We start from the raw sequence: 17,469 nt of genomic DNA on the forward strand, positions 1-17,469 counted from the left end.
TCCCGGCCCGAACGGCGGCACCACGTATTCGCTGAGCGTGCAGACGATGCTGCTGCTCACGATGCTGTCGTTCCTGCCGGCCATCGTGCTGATGATGACGAGCTTCACGCGCATCATCATCGTGCTGTCGCTGCTACGCCAGGCGCTCGGCACCACCACCACGCCGCCCAACCAGGTGCTGGTGGGCCTCGCGCTGTTCCTGACGCTGTTCGTGATGTCGCCGGTGCTCGACCGTGCCTACAACGACGGCTACAAGCCGTTCTCGGCCGGCACGCTGCCGATGGAGCAGGCGGTGCAGCGCGGCCTCGCGCCGTTCAAGACGTTCATGCTCAAGCAGACCCGCGAGACCGATCTCGCGCTGTTCGCGAAGATCGCCAAGGCCCCGCCGATGCAGGGCCCGGAGGACGTGCCGCTGCCGCTGCTGGTGCCCGCGTTTCTCACCAGTGAATTGAAGACCGGTTTCCAGATCGGCTTCACGATCTTCATCCCGTTCGTGATCATCGATCTGGTGGTGGCGAGCGTGCTGATGTCGATGGGGATGATGATGGTCTCGCCGACCACCATCTCGCTGCCGTTCAAGCTGATGCTGTTCGTGCTGGTGGACGGCTGGCAGCTGCTGATCGGCTCGCTCGCGCAAAGCTTCACCTAGGCGCGGCGATGACTCCCGAAACCGTCATGACGCTGGCGCACCAGGCGATGATGATCGGCCTGCTGCTGGCCGCGCCGCTGCTGCTGGTGGCGCTCGTCGTGGGCCTGGTGGTGAGCCTGTTCCAGGCCGCCACCCAGATCAACGAAACCACGCTGTCGTTCATCCCCAAGCTGCTCGCGGTGGTGGTGGCGATGGTGATCGCCGGGCCGTGGATGCTGTCCACGCTGGTGGACTACACGCGCGACATCCTGATGCACGTCGCCACGCTCGGCGTCGCCTGAGCGCTCCGCCGCGCCGATGTTCTCCGTCACCTACGCGCAACTGAACGGCTGGCTGACCGCCTTCCTCTGGCCGTTCGTGCGGATCCTCGCGCTGGTCGCCACCGCGCCGCTGATCGGCAACGCGGCGGTGCCGGTGCGCGTCAAGATCGGCGTGTCGGCGTTCATCGCGATCGCCGTGGCGCCCGCGCTCGGGCCGCTGCCGCAGGCCACCGTGTTCTCGGCCGAGGGCATCTGGATCCTGATCAACCAGTTCCTGATCGGCGTGTCGCTCGGCTTCACGATGCAGATCGTGTTCGCCGTGGTGGAGGCCGCCGGCGATTACATCGGCCTGCAGATGGGCCTCGGCTTTGCCACCTTCTTCGATCCGCACGCCGGCACCACGCCGATGCTGGGCCGCGTGCTCAACGCGTTCGCGATGCTCGCGTTCGTGGCGTTCGACGGCCATCTGCAACTGATCGCGGGCATCGTCGCGTCGTTCTCCAGCGTGCCGGTGTCGGCCGACCTGCTGCATCCGGCCGGCTGGCGCGTGATTGCCGGGGCCGGCATCAACGTGTTCGCGATGGGGCTGCTGCTGGCGCTGCCGGTGGTGGCCGCTCTGCTGATCGCCAACCTGGCGCTCGGCATCCTGAACCGCGCGGCGCCGCAGATCGGCATCTTCCAGGTGGGCTTTCCCGTGCTGATGCTGGTCGGGCTGCTGCTGGTGCAGCTGATGGTGCCCAACATGATCCCGTTCTTTTCGCGCCTGTTCGACAACGGCTACGAGATGATGGGCCGCGTGGCCGCGGGCTTCCGTTAAAATTCGCCTCGCGTTGTGCAAACCGGCCCCGCGGCCGGCCGCGCCCTTCCCCGTTTTCCGCCATTCGCGCCCCGCTTCGCGCGCCTTCATCGGGCGCGCCGCGAGCGGCGCCGCGCGGATATGCCGGTGAAGCGCGGCCGCCTGCCGCTGCACCGGCCCCTGGCCCGGTTTTGCACCCCAGAATGTTCGTCCGGCCGCCCGGCCCGCTCGGCGCTTTTCGCGCCCTGGCGCGCCGGGCGCGCCCCTCGGTTCACCGTTCCCGCCGCGCCCGCCCTGCCCGCGCAAGCCGTGTTCGCCACACGGCGCGCCGGCCATCGCGGCATGCCGCGGCGGATGCCGGGGAACCCTGAGCCGGCGCGCCAATCAAGCTTGATATGGAAAACACGATGCAGAAGATCGAATCCGCCAGTCCCGAGGCCCGCTCCGCGGATCTCGCGGCGGACAACCTGGCGCGGCTTCGGGCGCTGTTCCCCGAGGCCGTCACCGAAGGCCCCGACGGCGCCGCGCTCGACCTCGACGTGCTGCGCACGCTGGTGGGCCAACGCACCGTCGGCGAGGCCGACGAGAAATACGGCCTGGCCTGGCACGGCAAGCGCCGCGCGCGCCAGCTCGCGCTGACGCCGTCCGCCGGCACGCTGCGGCCGTGCCGCGACGAAAGCCTGAGCTGGGACGACACGCGCAACCTGATGATCGAGGGCGACAACCTCGAGGTGCTCAAGCTGCTGCACAAGAGCTACGCCGGCTCGGTCAAGCTCGTCTATATCGATCCGCCGTACAACACCGGCAAGGAATTCGTCTACCCGGACAACTTCACCGACAGCCTGCGCCACTACCTGGCGCTGACCGGCCAGGCGGCCGGCGGCGTGAAGGTCAGCAGCCACACCGAGGCGAGCGGCCGGTTCCACACCGACTGGCTCAACATGATGTATCCGCGCCTGAAGCTTGCGTTCGACCTGCTCGCGCGCGACGGCCTGATCGCCGTGCACATCGACGAGCACGAACTGCCGGCGCTGGTGCTCGTGATGCGCGAGATCTTCGGCGAGGAGAACGAGCTCGGCGTGGCCGTGTGGGACAAGCGCAACCCGAAGGGCGACGCGCGCGGCATCGCCTATCAGCACGAATCGATCGTGCTGTTCGCGCGCGACGCCGAATGGCTCTACGAGCACGCGCCGCTCAAGCGCCCGAAGCGCAACGCGCAGCGCATGCTGGACGCCGCGCACGACGCGATCGCCGACACCACCACCATCGCCGAGGCCACCCAGGCCTACCGCGCGTGGCTGCGCACGCAAACCACGCTGTCGGGCGGCGAGGCGATGTACGACCGGCTGTCGCCGGACGGGCGCGTCTACCGGCTCGTGTCGATGGCCTGGCCGAACAAGAAGCGCGCGCCGGACGACTACTTCATCGCGCTCACCCATCCCGTCACCGGCAAGCCGTGCCCCGTGCCCGAGCGCGGCTGGCGCAACCCGCCCGCCACCATGCGCGAGCTGCTCGACAAGGGCCTGATCGAGTTCGGCGCGGACGAAACCACCCAGCCGCAGCGCATCTATTTCCTCGACGAGAACCTGCACGAGAACGTGCCGTCGATCCTGCCGTTCGGCGGCTCCGACGACGCGCGCCTGAAGGCGCTGGCGATTCCGTTCGACCTGCCCAAGCCGACCGATTTCGCGGCCGCGCTGGTGGGCTGGCTCACGGGCGGCGACGATCTCGTGCTCGACTGCTTCGCCGGCTCCGGCACCACCGCGCACGCGGTCATGGAAGCCAACGCCGCCGACGGCGGCCGCCGCCGCTTCGCGCTGGTGCAACTGCCCGAGCCGCTCGATGCGTCGAGCAAGGATCAGAAGGCCGCGGCGGAGTTCTGCGCGAAGCTCAAGCGCCCCGCCAATCTCGCCGAGATCACCAAGGAACGGCTGCGCCGCGCGGCCGCGAAGATCGTCGACGCGCATCCCGAGGCCGCCGTCGACGTGGGCTTCCGCGTGTTCCGGCTCGATTCCACCAACGTGGTGGAATGGGACCCGCGCGGCGCGAACGTGCAGCAATCGCTGCTCGACGCGGTCGAGCACATCAAGGCCGGCCGCACCGATGCCGACCTGCTGGCCGAACTGACGATCAAGCTCGGCCTCGACCTCTGCGCGCCGGTGGACACGCTGCCGATCGCCGGCAAGCAGGTGCACGTGATCGCCGGCGCGATCGTCGCGTGCTTCGCGGCGCGCATCGATCGTTCGGAAGCCGAAGTATTGGCGCAGGGCATCGTGGGCGTGCTCGACGCCGTCGATACGCCGCCCGTGCACGACGTGACCTGCGTGTTCCGCGACGGCGCGTTCGTCGACGACGTGGCCAAGGTGAACCTCTCGGCGATCCTCGAACAGCACGGAATCCGTTCCGTCCGGAGCTTGTGATGGCGCGCAACACGTTCGACGCGCAGGCCGCCGGCGCGCCGATGATGGAACTGCATTTCGAGGCCGATCTCGATTACCAGATCGAGGCGGTCAACGCCGTGTGCGACCTGTTTCGCGGGCAGGATGCGCATCGCGCCGCGTTCAGCGTGGATGCGGCCGAGGTGGGCGACGGCGAAACCAGCGCCGCGCGCCAGATGCCGATCGGCGTGGCCGAGACGGCGCTCGCGGTCGGCAACCGGCTCGCGATCGACGAGGCCGCGCTCGCGCGCAACCTGGCCGACGTGCAGGTGCGCGGCGGCCTCGCGCCGTCGGGGCCGCTGGCCTCCACCGATTTCACCGTCGAGATGGAAACCGGCACCGGCAAGACCTATGTCTACCTGCGCACGATCTTCGAGCTGCACCGCCGCTACGGCTTCACGAAGTTCGTGATCGTGGTGCCGTCGGTCGCGATCAAGGAAGGCGTGCACAAGACGCTCGACATCACGCGCTCGCATTTCCGCCGGCTCTACGACGGCGTGCCGTTCGACTATTTCCTGTACGACTCGAGCAAGCTCGGCCAGGTGCGCCGGTTCGCGGCCAGCGCGAACGTGCAGATCATGGTGGCCACCGTGGCCGCGATCAACCGCAAGGACGTCAACAACCTCTACAAGCCGAGCGAGAAGACGGGCGGCGAGAAGCCGATCGACCTGATCCGCGCGACGCGGCCGATCCTGATCGTCGACGAGCCGCAAAGCGTGGACGGCGGCCTCGAGGGCCGCGGCAAGGAGGCGCTCGATGCGATGACGCCGCTCTGCACGCTGCGCTATTCGGCGACGCACGCCGATCTGTATCAGATGGTGTATCGGCTCGACGCCGTGGACGCCTACGAGCGGCGGCTGGTCAAGCAGATCGAGGTGGCGTCGGCCACCGTGGAGGATGCGCACAACAAGCCGTACGTGCGGCTCGTGTCGGTCAGCAACCGGCGCGGCACCATCGCCGCGCGCGTGGAGCTGGACGTGGCCGCGCCGTCGGGCGTCGAGCGCCAGACCGTCACCGTCGGCGACGGCGACCTGCTCGAGCGCGTGACACGCCGCGCCGTGTACGCCGATTACCGGATCGGCGAGATCGACACCACGCGCGGCAGCGAATTCGTCGAGCTGCGCTACCCGGGCGGCGAGGCGTTCCTGGCCGTGGGCGACGCGCACGGCGACGTCGACCCGCTGGCGATCCAGCGCGAGATGATCCGCCGCACGATCCGCGAGCATCTCGACAAGGAACTGCGCCTGAAGCCGCTCGGCGTGAAGGTGCTGTCGCTGTTCTTCGTCGACAGCGTGGAGCGCTACCGGCGCTACGAACCGGGCGGCATCGCGATGAAGGGCCCATACGCGGCGATCTTCGAAGACGAATACAAGCGTGCGGCGCGGCTGCCGATCTACCGCGCGCTGTTCGCCGGCTTCGATCCCGAGATCGACGTGGAAGCCGCGCACGACGGCTATTTCTCGATCGACCGCAAGGGCGGCTGGACCGAAACCAGCGACAGCAACGCGAGCGGCCGCGAGAACGCCGAGCGCGCCTACGGGCTGATCATGCGCGAGAAGGAGCGGCTGCTGTCGTTCGCCACGCCGCTGCGCTTCATCTTCTCGCACTCGGCGCTCAAGGAAGGCTGGGACAACCCGAACGTGTTCCAGATCTGCACGCTGCGCGACATCCGCACCGAGCGCGAGCGGCGCCAGACCATCGGCCGCGGGCTGCGGCTCGCCGTCGATCAGCGCGGCGAACGGGTGCGCGGTTTCGACGTCAACACGCTCACCGTGGTGGCGACCGAAAGCTACGAGCAGTTCGCCGCGAATCTGCAGAAGGAGATCGAGGCCGATACGGGGATCCGCTTCGGCATCGTCGACACGCATCAGTTCGCCGCGATTCCGGTGACGAACGGCGAGGGCGTGGCCGCACCGCTCGGCATGACGCGCTCGGCCGCGTTGTGGACGCATCTGCACGAGAGCGGCTTCATCGACGCGCAGGGCAAGGTGCTCGACGCGCTGAAGATCGTGCTCAAGGGCGGCGTGCTGCCGCTGCCCGAGGCGTTCGAGCCGCTGCGGCACCGGATCGTTGAGCTGCTGCGCAAGCTGTCGGGCCGGCTCGACGTGCGCAATGCCGACGACCGCCGCCAGCTCGCGCTGCGCACCGATGCCGCCGGCCAGCCCGTGGTGCTCGGCGAGGCGTTCCAGGCCCTCTGGCGCCGCGTACAGGCCCGCACGACCTATCGCGTGAGCTTTGACGACGCCGCGCTCGTCGAGGCCTGCATCGCCGCGCTGAAGGCCGCGCCCGAGGTGCCGCGCGCGCGGCTGCAATGGCGCAAGGCCGACATCTCGATCGGCAAGGCCGGCGTGGAAGCCACCGAAACCGCGTCGGCCGGCACCGTGGTGCTCGACGAGGGTGACGTGGCGCTGCCCGATCTGCTCACCGAACTGCAGGATCGCACGCAGCTCACGCGCCGCACGCTGGCCGAGGTGCTGACCGGCAGCGGGCGGCTCGATGCGTTCCGCATCAATCCGCAGGCGTTCATCGCGCTGGTGAGCGACGCCGTGAACCGCTGCAAGCGCGAGGCGCTGGTGGACGGCATCGCCTACAAGCGGATCGGCGACGGCGTGGTGTGGCCGCTCGCGCGCTTCGTCGACGAGCCGGTGACCGGCTATCGCAAGGACCTGCGCGAGGACGCGCGCAAATCGATCACGACCGATATCGCGGTGGAGTCGGCGGCCGAGCGCGCGTTCGTGGATGCGCTGGAGGCCAGCGAGGCCGTGACGCTGTACGCGAAGCTGCCGGCGTGGTTCCGCGTGCCGACGCCGCTCGGCGATTACCGGCCCGACTGGCTGGTGCTGGTCGAGCAGGCCGATTCGCCGAGCCAGTGCTACGTGGTCGAGATGGACAGCCGCGCCGACGACGCCGAACTGCGCGGCCGCGAGCGCCGCAAGATCAGTTGCGGCGAGGCGCATTTCAAGGCGATCGCCGGCGGCCCGGGATCGCAGGGGCCGGTGCATTTCGTGCGGGCGCGGACCGTGGACGATTTGCTGGGGGTGACGGGGCAGCGGTCGTTCGGGTTTTAGGCGTTTGAGTTGAGATGGATGGGGAAGGCCGGTGCGACGGGTTGTCGTGCCGGCCTTTTTTCATGGTGCGGCGTGCGCGTTGCGGATGCCGTCGATCATCTCCGTCAGGGTTTCGAACGCGGATTCGGGCGAGATCCGATGCGACTGTTGCCGCGCTGGATTGCGGTGGGCGATCCAGTCGCGATACTGCTTGATCTGCTTGATGCGGCCGATCCGATGAGGATCCACCTCGCCCTTGAACAGATCGAGAATCTCCGCGAATTTCCAGTACTCGATTTCCCGCTCGAATTTCCCGGCGAGCCGCATCGCGTATTGCGGTGGGTGCGCCCGAGCGAGCAGATGATTCGAGGCCTGAACGCGCTCGATGACGAAGCGCTCGAAGGTCGCAAACAAGGCCAGCACGGTGAGTTCGGCCGCTTGCTCCTCGGCCGGGCTCGCCGCGCCAGCGGCATGGTTCCGAAGCAGCGATGCCGTCTCGTCGTTGGCGGCCGGCCGTGCCGCCACGGCCAGGCAGTCCTTGATGATCGAATAGGCGTCGAGTATGGGCGTCAGCGGGTTGTCAGAGCTCACAAGCGGTCATATCCCGAAGCAGATCGATGAACAGGCTTTCGTCGACACGCTGGTGCCGGCGAAGATGTGGAGGCGTCCAGAACCAGTCGTTGCCGCCCACGCCCGCCGAGACGGAGCCGGGTATGCGGATCAGCTCGCCGTTGACGAAGCGGCTGCGCCAGCTCAACCGCACTTCTTCCGCGTGGAAATAGAACGAATGCCTCGCCACCGGCCCGCTCAGATCGATCGCGCCATTGCCGGGCATCGTGCTCCAGGCCGCCGACCGGAGCTGGGCCATGCGCACGTCGCCTGCCAGGATGACCAAACCGGGCACCGCGAAATCGGGCAGGCCATAGGCTTTCATCGTGGCCGGCTCGTCCTGTACCGACAGGCCTCGCGCTTCGCACCAGCCGCGTGCCTTGGCCATGAAACGCGTCGCGCGCTGCACGTATTCGTCCACCTTCTCTTGCGATGGCGCTTCCCAATCGGGATCCGGCTGCCAGTCGTTGCTTTGGATACGCATGTGTATTCCTCGGGAGAGCGATCGCTTGTTGATCGCAATCCCAAGGCTATAGCACCGATTTCGCCGCGAACATTCGTCGAACGGCTGCGTTACGGCGTCGCGCTGACATCAAGCCGCGCCGTGAATTTCACCTTGTCTGATTCAGGTCGTTGACATGGCGAGCAGGCACTTAAGGCGATCGCCGGTCGACTCGGATCGCTGGGGCCAGTGCGACGAATCGTCGTGGCATCCCGGCTTTGCGCTATCGACGAGGACAACCGGCGTGCTTCGGTTGATAACATGGATCGGTTCCATCCCCAAGACAGAGGCGTAATGAAAATCCTCTCGGGCATCGTTCTGTTCGCCCTGCTTGCCGGGTTCGTCGCCACCACGAACGTGGCGCGCACTCCCACGGCGGCCCCTTGCTCCATGGAATGGTTTGGCTACCTGGACAGCCGATACTTCGACATCTCCGACGGCGACGGCCACGGGCCCGATATCGGCAGCAGCGAATGGCTTAATGCCTTCGAAGCGCGAGCGGGATTACCCGCAACCAGCGCGCTGCCGACGCCGCAACGTTGCGAGGCCATTCAAGCCCGCCTTGGACGTCGCACCTATCTGATCAATGCCCGCCTTGGGTGGGTATTGTCGTTATGACGGTGCGCTCAACTCGAATGTTGCGCGCATGGCCTCGACGTTCAGCAAGGGATGCCGCATGCATTCGCAAACGCACAGATCGCTGCTCAGCGCGGATTGCCTGCCATCGACGCCGATGACAATCCCGCCGGCGGTCGTGTAATCGCCCTTGCTTATGTCGTAGCGCCTCACTCTCGTGTGGTCACCCGCATCCCGATCTGCATCCATGGACGCTGGCAGGCAGATCGCGCGTTATAGGGTATCGCACCGCGTTCGCCACCAGCCGTGCGTTACAGCGCCGCGAGACACGTAGCCACATCGAGATCCACCAATTCCGCGATCCGTATCAGCGACAAGCACCAGCCGCACAGCATTCCAAACCGGTTGTGCACGCACTTATCCACGCGCGCGGCTATCCCCACAGTTTTTAGCCACCCCGTATACACAAATAGTAGTAGTTAACAAAAGGCGCCCACCGCTGTGGATAACTGCGTTTACGCCTTTTTGATCAGCGCTGTGCAGTCCGCACAACTGTGCCTGTGCGATGTGAACAGTCACAGGAAACACAGAACAACTTTCCGCACAGCCTGTGCAGATCCGTGTTTTGCCCAATCTGTCCACAGGCTATCCGCTGTGATGTCCTGTGCCGCGCGCCCGTTGCGGGCTGCCGTATCAGCCCCGCACGACCGCCAGCGCGTTGCCGAGCGCCGCGTCGTCCACGCCGCTCGTCGGGGCGACCAGCGCGTAGTTGTAGCCCTGCTGCGAGCCGTATTGCGCGAGCAGTGCGCCGTCGCGGCGCGAGCCGTTCTTCAGCAGCACGCGCTCCGATCCGCCCGGCGGGCGCACGTAGAAGCTGACCGCGTGGCCGGCGTCGTCCTGGTAGAGCACCATCGCCGACGGGCCGTCTTCCGTCGCGAACAGCCGGCCGCCCACCGGCTTGAAGCCGGCCTTCGACAGATCGGGCAGATGGATCGCGCTGCCCACCGAGCGGTCGAGCCAGGCCTGCAGATCCGCCTGCCGGTTCGTGACGAGATCCACCTGCGCGCTGCGGTCCACCACCAGCCGATAGGCCGCCAGTGCGTCGCCCATCGGCTTGATCGTGGTGGACGCCGGCAGCAGGGCGACGTTGTTGCCGTCGGCGTTCTGCGCCAGCACCGGGCCGCTGTCGATCTGCCAGCCGCGCATCATCCAGCCGGCGCCGCCGCCGAGCCCGACGCACAGGAACAGCGCCGCCGCGATCGCGCCGCGCATGCGCTGCCGCGCCTGGCGGTTGGCGCGAAGCAGGGCCGGATCGAGCTCGCGCGTGGGCGGCGGCAGTGGCAGGCCGTCGAGCGCGGCGCGCAGCGCCTGCGCGTCGCGGCGCCACTGGCGCACGTGCTCGGCGCGTTCCGGGTGGTGGTCGAGCCAGCGTTCGACGGCAGCGCGCGAGGGCGCGTCCAGGCGGCCGTCGACATAGGCCTGGAGATCGTGGTCGTCGGGCGGAATGTTCATTTCATCAATCGCAGCGTGGGAGCGGGGGATTCGCCGTCGCCGAGCGCGCGCAGCGCGGCGCGGGCGCGCGAGAGGCGCGACATCACGGTGCCGATCGGGATCTCGAGCAGCTCCGCCACCTCGCGGTAGCTGAAGCCCTCGACCGCAACCAGCAGCAGCAGGCTGCGCTGCTCGGTCGTCAGCTTGCCGAACGCATCGAGCATCGAGCGCGTGATCACTTCGTCCTCGGCCGACGGCCATTGCGGCTCGTCGTCGCCGCCGAGCCGGCCGAGCAGCCAGGCGTAACGCTTGGCGCTGCGGCGCGAATCGAGGAACTGGCGGTAGAGGATGGTAAACAGCCAACTGCGCAGGGCGTCCGGATCGCGGCGCTCGCTCCAGTGCGTCAGCGCGCGCTCCATCGACGCCTGCACGAGGTCGTCGGCGGCGTGGACGTCGCGGGTCAGCCAAAGCGCGAAACGCCGCAGGCGCGGCAGCAGTTCGCGTAACGAATCGTCGAGATCGGCAGTGGACATGGTGAGCCGCCGGGCGGCGCGGGTGGTTGTTTCGGGTGTGTCTGCTTGAGACGCCGGCCGTTCGACTTTATTCCATTTCGAGATAGGGTGAGGGTAGCGGGGCGGTTCGGCACGCACTGCGACGACATTTCGGGCGGCGGGGTGGTTGGGCGCCCGCCGCGACGAAATTTCGGACGGCGAGGGAATAAAGCGCCGTGCCGTTCGTCTTATGCGCGTCCCCCCAACGACTTCAAGGTCAGGAGCGAAACTGATGGCGCATCCTCCCCCCAATTCACCGAACCCGCCGAGCGGCGGCAATGCCTGGCGCTGGGCGCTGATCGGCGGCGTGGCCGCGGCGGCCGTGGCCGCGTTCGCCTACACCGGCGGCTGGCTCACGCCGCACCGGCTGACCGCCAGCCGGATCGTCAACGCGCTGCAAGGCCCCGGCGATCCGCACCCCGGCTACCGCCGCAATCACGCCAAGGGCATCTGCGTGACCGGCAGCTTCCAGAGCAGCGGCGAGGGCGCCGCGTTCTCGAGCTCGTCGATTCTCGCGGCCGGCGCGAACACGCCGCTGGTGGGCCGCTTCGCGTTGCCGGGCGGCAACCCTTACGCGCCCGATTCGAGCATTCCGATCCGCAGCTTCGCGCTGCGCCTGACCACGCCGGACGGCGCGCAATGGCGCACCGGCATGAACGCCATGCCGGTGTTCCCGGTGGCCACGCCCGAGGCGTTCTACCAGCAGACGCTGGCCACCGCGCCCGATCCGGCCACCGGCAAGCCCGATCCGAAGAAGGCCGGCGCGTTCTTCGCCGCGCACCCCGAAACGGCCGCGTTCCGCGCCTGGATCAAGACCGCCAAGCCGAGCGCGAGCTTCGCGACCGAAACCTACTACAGCATCAACGCGTTCTATTTCGTCGATGCGCAGGGCGTGAAGCACCCGGTGCGCTGGCGCGTGGTGCCGGAGCAGAAGGACGACGCCGTGGCGAGCGGCGCGAACGTGCTGCAGCCCGACCTCGAGGAGCGGCTCGCCAAGGGGCCGCAGCGCTGGCACTGGCTCGTGACGCTCGCGAACCCGGGCGACCCCGTGGACGACGCCACCCAGCAGTGGCCCGCCGACCGCAAGACCATCGACATCGGCACGCTGACGCTCAACCAGGCCGAGGCGCAGGACAGCGGCCCGTGCCGCGACATCAACTACGATCCCACGGTGCTGCCGAGCGGTATCGAGGTGTCCGGCGACCCGCTGCTGGCGGCGCGCTCGGCCGCCTACGCCGTGTCCTACCGCCGACGCACCAGCGAGGAAGCTGCCGTGCCCGGCTATGCGCAACCCAAGGCTCCGGCCGCCACGGAGGGAAAATGATGAAGAACGCTAGCGGGTTCAATCCGATTGCGCGGCTGCTGCACTGGCTGATGGCCGCGATGATTATCGCGATGCTGTTTATCGGGGTGGGGATGGTCAGTTCCGTGTCGATGCGGCATGAGGTGCTGATTGCGATTCACAAGCCGTTGGGCATCGCGATTCTTGTATTGGTGATCGTGCGGCTGGTGGTGCGCTTCACCCATCGGCCGCCGGCGTTGCCGCAGGATCTGCCGATGTGGCAGAAGGCGGGGGCGCATTTGTCGCATTGGGTGTTGTATGGGCTGATGCTGGCGATGCCGTTGATCGGCTGGGCGATGTTGTCGGCCGGTGGGTACCCGGTGACGCTCGGCGGCGGCGTGCAGTTGCCGGCGCTGATGGGGGCCGATCCGGTTGCGTTTGCGTGGCTGCGCAATGCGCATGAGGTGCTGGCGTTCGTGCTGTTCGCTGCCGTGGTGGGGCATCTGGCTGCTGCGCTGTTTCATGGGTTGATCCGGCGCGATGGGGTGCTGGGGAGTATGGTGCGGGGGCGGTGAGGGGTTGGCCGCCGATGCTTGATGCCGGTTGCGACTGGCGTTGATGACACGCCCGCTTATGCGGGCGTGTTGCTTTTGGGTGGGCGGTTTGTGTACGGGGTTGCGATGCGCGCACTGTGTCGCGCTTTCGATATAACAGCGCGAATAAAATCTTCAGTACATCGAATTTCGTGCTTCGCTGCAAACGCGATGCGGATTCGAGGTGAAGCGCGGATCGAGGGTGCGGCAACACCCACGATCCGCTGACCACAAACAACTCGCTCAAGGAGAGTTGATCATGGCTGTCGCGAAGCATAAATCACGTCGCAAAATCAAGGAAGAGACCTTTCAGGTGCGGTTGCAGGCCACACCGGAATGGGAGGGCACTGAGCCGTTCCTGCCGTGGAAGGCACGCGTGGATCACTACCTCAACCGGCTCGACTTCAAGATCGACGAGATGGTGAACATCCAGGTGAATCACGTAACGAGGACGGTGACGATCTTCCCGGAGTATGTGGATTCGCGGGACAGGCCGCAGGGGGCGCCGGTCTCGTTTTGAATTGAATCGTTGCGGGAGAAAACCCGATGTGCGGTGATGAGGAACAGCCAGTTGAATAGGCGGCGGGCCGCTGGCGCGCCGCAGATCGGGGCGAAATGCGAGGAGTTGTAGAGCCGCGGCCCAGGTCGACGGTCAGCTGTGTGGTGAGAGCTAAAGCGGGAGGATCAATGTGCGCTCGGCGGACTTGTCGCGCGGATGACGGAAGCGGCCGGCCGAACCGATCGCATGCGTAACCGAAATACGTTGAGCCGGTACCGCATACGTTCGGTATGAAGCGCGGTGATTGCTGATCAAAAAATTGCGTCTGGCGTTCAGCAATTTGATGCGTTGATGCGTAATGTCCGGATTCGTTGCGCTGAGATCCTTGTGACTCCACGATTTGAACCCGATGCAGTCCAAGGGAACTACATATCGGGCGCTTTCATGCGGGAGTGTGATTATGCCAATCATGAATTGCGGCTATCACGGGCGTAGCGACGGCGGCCACACACAAAAAATCTGACCGCGCGCGGTCGACCAGGAACACGACACCGACGAGCACGCAGGTGCACGACGAACTCGAATTTTCATTTTTTACGATCGTAGAGGAAGTGTCAGTAGTGCTGCAGGTGTCCGGAACCAAGGAGCCGGCCGAAGGCTTGTATACAATGCTGTCCAAGCGCGAAGGCGATCGAAGCAGAGGAATTTTATCAGCAAGCGATGCGATGAGACGTCTCGTGGACCCATGGGCATCGTGCACCGTGCACAAACAACACCCCAAAAAACAGTATGCATGTACAGTACTATGCTGGGTGTTTCCTCATCGTATTGAGTTCGCTGGCCTCGACATCGACCCCGGCCGAGCGAGAAAAGTTAGATATACAGCGACCAACAATGGACAGTTTCCGGTTTATCGACCTATTTGCAGGATTAGGTGGGTTTCACGTTGCTCTAGAGCGTCTTGGCGGCACATGTGTTTTCGCCGCGGAGTGGAAAGAGCATCTTCGTGACCTATATGAAGCCAATTTTGGCATAAGGCCAGCGGGTGACATCGAAGATGTCATCCCTGACGCCATTCCGGACCACGATGTTCTGACTGCTGGATTTCCGTGCCAACCCTTCTCTAAGGCGGGAGAGCAAAAGGGTTTCGAGTGCACGGATCAGGGCAATCTTTTTTTCAATGTCGAAGCAATCATCCGTGTAAAGCAGCCAAAGTATTTCATCCTGGAGAACGTCCCAAATCTTTTGAATCACGACCAAGGTCGGACTTGGCAACGTATACAAGATTTGCTCGGTCCCCGAGGGCTCGGATATGACATCCGTGCGACGCGATACTCGCCTCATGAATTTGGTATTCCGCAAATCAGGGAGCGAGTGTATATCGTAGGATCTAAAAAGAAGCTTGATGGCTTCCAATGGCCGATGCCGATGAATGTTGAGACATCCATCGAATCAGTGCTCGATCAAGCTCCAGCGGATGCTAAGCAGCTTTCCTCGCAAGTGAGAGATTGCCTTACTCAATGGGATCTATTTGTAAAGCAGAGCCCCCAATCTCTTCAACTTCCGTCGTTTCCGCTTTGGTCCATGGAGTGGGGTGCTGATTATCCATTTGAAGAGACAACTCCATTTTCAATAATAACAGAAAAGGGAGTGCGGGGGCTCTGCAAGTTTCGCGGATCGCACGGTCAACCACTGCGCGACTTTTCAGTCGACGAGCGTTGGATGGCTTTGCCAAGTCACGCTCGCACCGAACAGTTCGAATTTCCCAAGTGGAAAAAGGACTTCATCCGTCAGAACCGGTTGTTCTACGCGGAGAATAAGGCGTGGATTGATGTTTGGCTTCCCAATATTTTACGGTTCCCGTCGAGTCTTCAAAAACTTGAGTGGAATGTGCATGGGGAGAAGAAAGATCTCTGGAACTATGTATTGCAATTTCGAGCTTCGGGGGTTCGCGTAAAGCGCCGTAATACAGCACCGAGCCTGATAGCGATGACGGATACTCAAGTGCCAATCATTGGTTGGGAGAGGCGTTATATGACCCCGAAAGAATGTGCTCGCCTCCAGAGTCTGCATGAGTTGAAGGCCCTGCCGGCGACTAGTACACGTGCATTTCAGGCGCTAGGCAACGCAGTGAATGCAGATGTTGTAGAAACTGTCGCGCGAGCACTTCTCAATAAGGCTGAAGAGATGTCGAAGCCTCAATCTAAAAGGTCTGATTTTACTCGAGAACGAAAGGCGGTCGAAGTAACTAATGCGGATCTCAATTTGTTCGCCTGATTTTGAATGCGAACAAAAAATAAATTAATTAATAGTATAAGAACCACCGTGAGGGCTGTACGTATGGTAGACCATGAAAGAATCGACGAGATTGAACTTGGTGGCATTGCGCAGTGCTTGGCAGATCTATCTCAAGATGGCTCTTTGCCATTGGATGTCGATCAGCAACGTGCAAATCCGTTTCAAACTGAATCAGTTTCGTTTGTCGATAATGACTGGCTAACCCGCGTATTGTCAGTCCAGTTGTGGCTATGTCTAGATCGTCCGATCGGATTAGATTTGCCGCCGGCAAAGGCTGCGGCAGATCTTATGGATCAAATCTCACAAGGCACAATCGAGTCGTGTTTGAGCACCGAGGGTGACATCGTATTGCTTACTGAACTAGGCGCACAGCATCTTGATAAGAGGCTTTCTAGAGCTGTAGCTCATCGTGAGGCCTTCCTTGAAGCGTTAGACGACGGACAAAGCCTTCGCGCCGCTACTGATGAATGGCGCCAACTTTGGGAAGACTCGAGCGCATTGTCTAGGCAACCAGCCGCAATTAAAGCGGAGGTTAAAACTATGACAATTCGAAATTTCTCCGATTTTGCTAAAGATAATGATTTGGAGTTAAATCCATCTTATCAGAGAGATAGCGTGTGGTCGATCAGTGATTCTCAATTGCTGATTGATTCAATTCTTCGAGGAATTCCAATTCCTTCAATTATTTTGAATCAATTGGAAGAGGATCGCAAGCTCCAGATTGTGGATGGGAAGCAGCGCCTGACTGCTATATTGCGGTTCATTGGCCAACATCCAGTGGCACGGGATTACGTTCGGAGTCTCGATGAGGAGGCGGATTTTGATCAAGATACGAAGAAATTTTTGCGAAAACATCATCTCAAGAGCCGAGAGGTAGCTGATCACTATTTGCCGTTTCGAGTGATGCGATATGAGTCTACCGATCCGCTTTATAAGCTTTCTGGAAAATATTATTCTGAAATAAAAGATTTTGAAATTCCAGTCGGGCAAAATAAGGTAAAGGTTCGAGAAATATTTGACAAAGCGCATTCGAAGTATTCGATTCCTGTTATTTTATATGAAAACACAAGGTTGCAAGATATTCATCATGTGTTCTCTATTTATAATAAACAAGGTAAAAAGCTAAATGCAGAGGAATTGCGTAACGCTACATTTCATCATGTGGGGCTGACAAAGCTACTCCTTGTGTTGAGCGGTGATAGGCCATTCTCTGAAGACCTGGTTTCTTACCTTCCCGACGATCTTAGATCTAAGGTTAGTGAAATCGGCGAGGCTCTCAGGGATTGCAATTTTGGAACGATGCGCTTCAAACGTACCAAGGTACTGTCATGGATCTGTGCATTGATGCTGCAATCGCCTAACGGGCAGAATGGCAGCTATGCTGCGCCGTCAACGGCTAGCCATATCGATGCGCTTTTGGATGCGATCAGCGGCAAGCCACAACAGCCTCAGCACATGCTTTCTCAGAAAAGTACGTTGATTGCGCTTGCGCATGATATTGAAACTGCGGTTTTAGTTCACGCGGAAGCGGAAAGCGCTTGGTCTCCGCGTTTTCGTAGTAAGAAGGGAGTCGCATCTGGCTGGGAAGAATTGCCGCTGGTCGCAAGCCTTCTTGCTACGCTAATTCTCGCGGCAATCGGTGAAAGTCACCGCATTTCCAATTCGATTCAGGCGATTCGTGCTTTCACCGAGGTAAATCGTGGTCCTACAAAAACGCAAAACAAGACTCAATGGTCTTGGATCGGGCACATTACAACAGGTATCCTAAGGACGCTCGGTATTGATCAGGAAGCAGCAACCGCCGTTTTGATAAAGCGTTATGGATACAGCTGTCTTCCCGTCCTCAGCGTGATGGCGGAACCGGCAGAGGTATAAGTC

15 protein-coding genes are annotated in these 17,469 nt (G+C 63.0%); 11 read left to right on the forward strand and 4 right to left on the reverse strand.

Annotated features, from left to right (window positions below):
• From fliP to G3N92_RS13300, 5 genes are all read left to right on the forward strand, one after another.
• On the forward strand, positions 1 to 649 hold a 649-nt coding region (gene fliP / locus G3N92_RS13280), incomplete at its 5' end, for a flagellar type III secretion system pore protein FliP (protein WP_206127985.1).
• A gap of 8 nt (positions 650 to 657) precedes the next feature.
• Positions 658 to 930, forward strand: a complete 273-nt coding sequence (fliQ, locus tag G3N92_RS13285) for a flagellar biosynthesis protein FliQ (RefSeq protein ID WP_206127986.1) — start codon at positions 658 to 660, stop codon at positions 928 to 930.
• 16 nt (positions 931 to 946) lie between these two features.
• Positions 947 to 1,726, forward strand: coding sequence for a flagellar biosynthetic protein FliR (gene fliR / locus G3N92_RS13290; protein ID WP_206127987.1), 780 nt, complete (start codon positions 947 to 949; stop codon positions 1,724 to 1,726).
• Positions 1,727 to 2,100: 374 nt separating this feature from the next.
• Positions 2,101 to 4,125 (forward strand): site-specific DNA-methyltransferase, encoded by a 2,025-nt coding sequence (locus G3N92_RS13295; RefSeq protein WP_206127988.1) that lies wholly within the window; start codon positions 2,101 to 2,103, stop codon positions 4,123 to 4,125.
• A gap of 44 nt (positions 4,126 to 4,169) precedes the next feature.
• Positions 4,170 to 7,211, forward strand: a complete 3,042-nt coding sequence (locus G3N92_RS13300) for a DEAD/DEAH box helicase family protein (RefSeq protein WP_206128004.1) — start codon at positions 4,170 to 4,172, stop codon at positions 7,209 to 7,211.
• Positions 7,212 to 7,271: 60 nt separating this feature from the next.
• Here G3N92_RS13300 and G3N92_RS13305 read toward each other — a convergent pair whose 3' ends face one another.
• Both G3N92_RS13305 and G3N92_RS13310 read right to left on the reverse strand, forming a co-directional pair.
• On the reverse strand, positions 7,272 to 7,715 hold the full coding sequence (locus tag G3N92_RS13305; RefSeq protein ID WP_206127989.1) for a hypothetical protein: 444 nt from the start codon (positions 7,713 to 7,715) through the stop codon (positions 7,272 to 7,274).
• A 55-nt stretch (positions 7,716 to 7,770) separates the two neighbouring features.
• The gene (locus G3N92_RS13310; RefSeq protein WP_206127990.1) at positions 7,771 to 8,220 is read right to left on the reverse strand and encodes a hypothetical protein; all 450 of its coding nucleotides are present in this window, start codon (positions 8,218 to 8,220) and stop codon (positions 7,771 to 7,773) included.
• A 375-nt stretch (positions 8,221 to 8,595) separates the two neighbouring features.
• Here G3N92_RS13310 and G3N92_RS13315 point away from each other — a divergent pair, with 375 nt between their 5' ends.
• The gene (locus G3N92_RS13315; protein ID WP_206127991.1) at positions 8,596 to 8,919 is read left to right on the forward strand and encodes a hypothetical protein; all 324 of its coding nucleotides are present in this window, start codon (positions 8,596 to 8,598) and stop codon (positions 8,917 to 8,919) included.
• A gap of 651 nt (positions 8,920 to 9,570) precedes the next feature.
• On the opposite strand, the gene G3N92_RS13320 is transcribed toward G3N92_RS13315, so the two are convergent.
• Both G3N92_RS13320 and G3N92_RS13325 read right to left on the reverse strand, forming a co-directional pair.
• Positions 9,571 to 10,389 (reverse strand): anti-sigma factor, encoded by an 819-nt coding sequence (locus G3N92_RS13320; RefSeq protein WP_206127992.1) that lies wholly within the window; start codon positions 10,387 to 10,389, stop codon positions 9,571 to 9,573.
• The gene (locus G3N92_RS13325; protein WP_206127993.1) at positions 10,386 to 10,901 is read right to left on the reverse strand and encodes a sigma-70 family RNA polymerase sigma factor; all 516 of its coding nucleotides are present in this window, start codon (positions 10,899 to 10,901) and stop codon (positions 10,386 to 10,388) included. Before G3N92_RS13325 ends, G3N92_RS13320 begins: the two co-directional genes overlap by 4 nt.
• 250 nt (positions 10,902 to 11,151) lie before the next feature.
• On the opposite strand from G3N92_RS13325, the gene G3N92_RS13330 reads away from it, so the two are divergent.
• The 5 genes from G3N92_RS13330 to G3N92_RS13350 all read left to right on the forward strand — a co-directional run bounded on the left by G3N92_RS13330 (position 11,152) and on the right by G3N92_RS13350 (position 17,466).
• Positions 11,152 to 12,243 carry a catalase family peroxidase gene (locus G3N92_RS13330; protein WP_206127994.1) on the forward strand — a complete coding sequence of 364 codons (1,092 nt, stop codon included), beginning with the start codon at positions 11,152 to 11,154 and terminating at the stop codon, positions 12,241 to 12,243.
• Positions 12,240 to 12,776 (forward strand): cytochrome b, encoded by a 537-nt coding sequence (locus G3N92_RS13335; protein ID WP_206127995.1) that lies wholly within the window; start codon positions 12,240 to 12,242, stop codon positions 12,774 to 12,776. Before G3N92_RS13330 ends, G3N92_RS13335 begins: the two co-directional genes overlap by 4 nt.
• A 277-nt stretch (positions 12,777 to 13,053) precedes the next feature.
• Positions 13,054 to 13,314, forward strand: coding sequence for a hypothetical protein (locus tag G3N92_RS13340; RefSeq protein ID WP_206127996.1), 261 nt, complete (start codon positions 13,054 to 13,056; stop codon positions 13,312 to 13,314).
• Between the two features lie 873 nt (positions 13,315 to 14,187).
• Complete coding sequence (gene dcm / locus G3N92_RS13345; RefSeq protein WP_206127997.1) at positions 14,188 to 15,570, forward strand: DNA (cytosine-5-)-methyltransferase; 1,383 nt, start codon at positions 14,188 to 14,190, stop codon at positions 15,568 to 15,570.
• Positions 15,571 to 15,633: 63 nt separating this feature from the next.
• Positions 15,634 to 17,466, forward strand: a complete 1,833-nt coding sequence (locus G3N92_RS13350) for a DUF262 domain-containing protein (protein WP_206127998.1) — start codon at positions 15,634 to 15,636, stop codon at positions 17,464 to 17,466.
• Positions 17,467 to 17,469 lie beyond the last annotated feature (3 nt).

The sequence above is a fragment of the Burkholderia sp. Ac-20379 genome (genome assembly GCF_017104645.1).
Classification (GTDB): domain Bacteria; phylum Pseudomonadota; class Gammaproteobacteria; order Burkholderiales; family Burkholderiaceae; genus Burkholderia.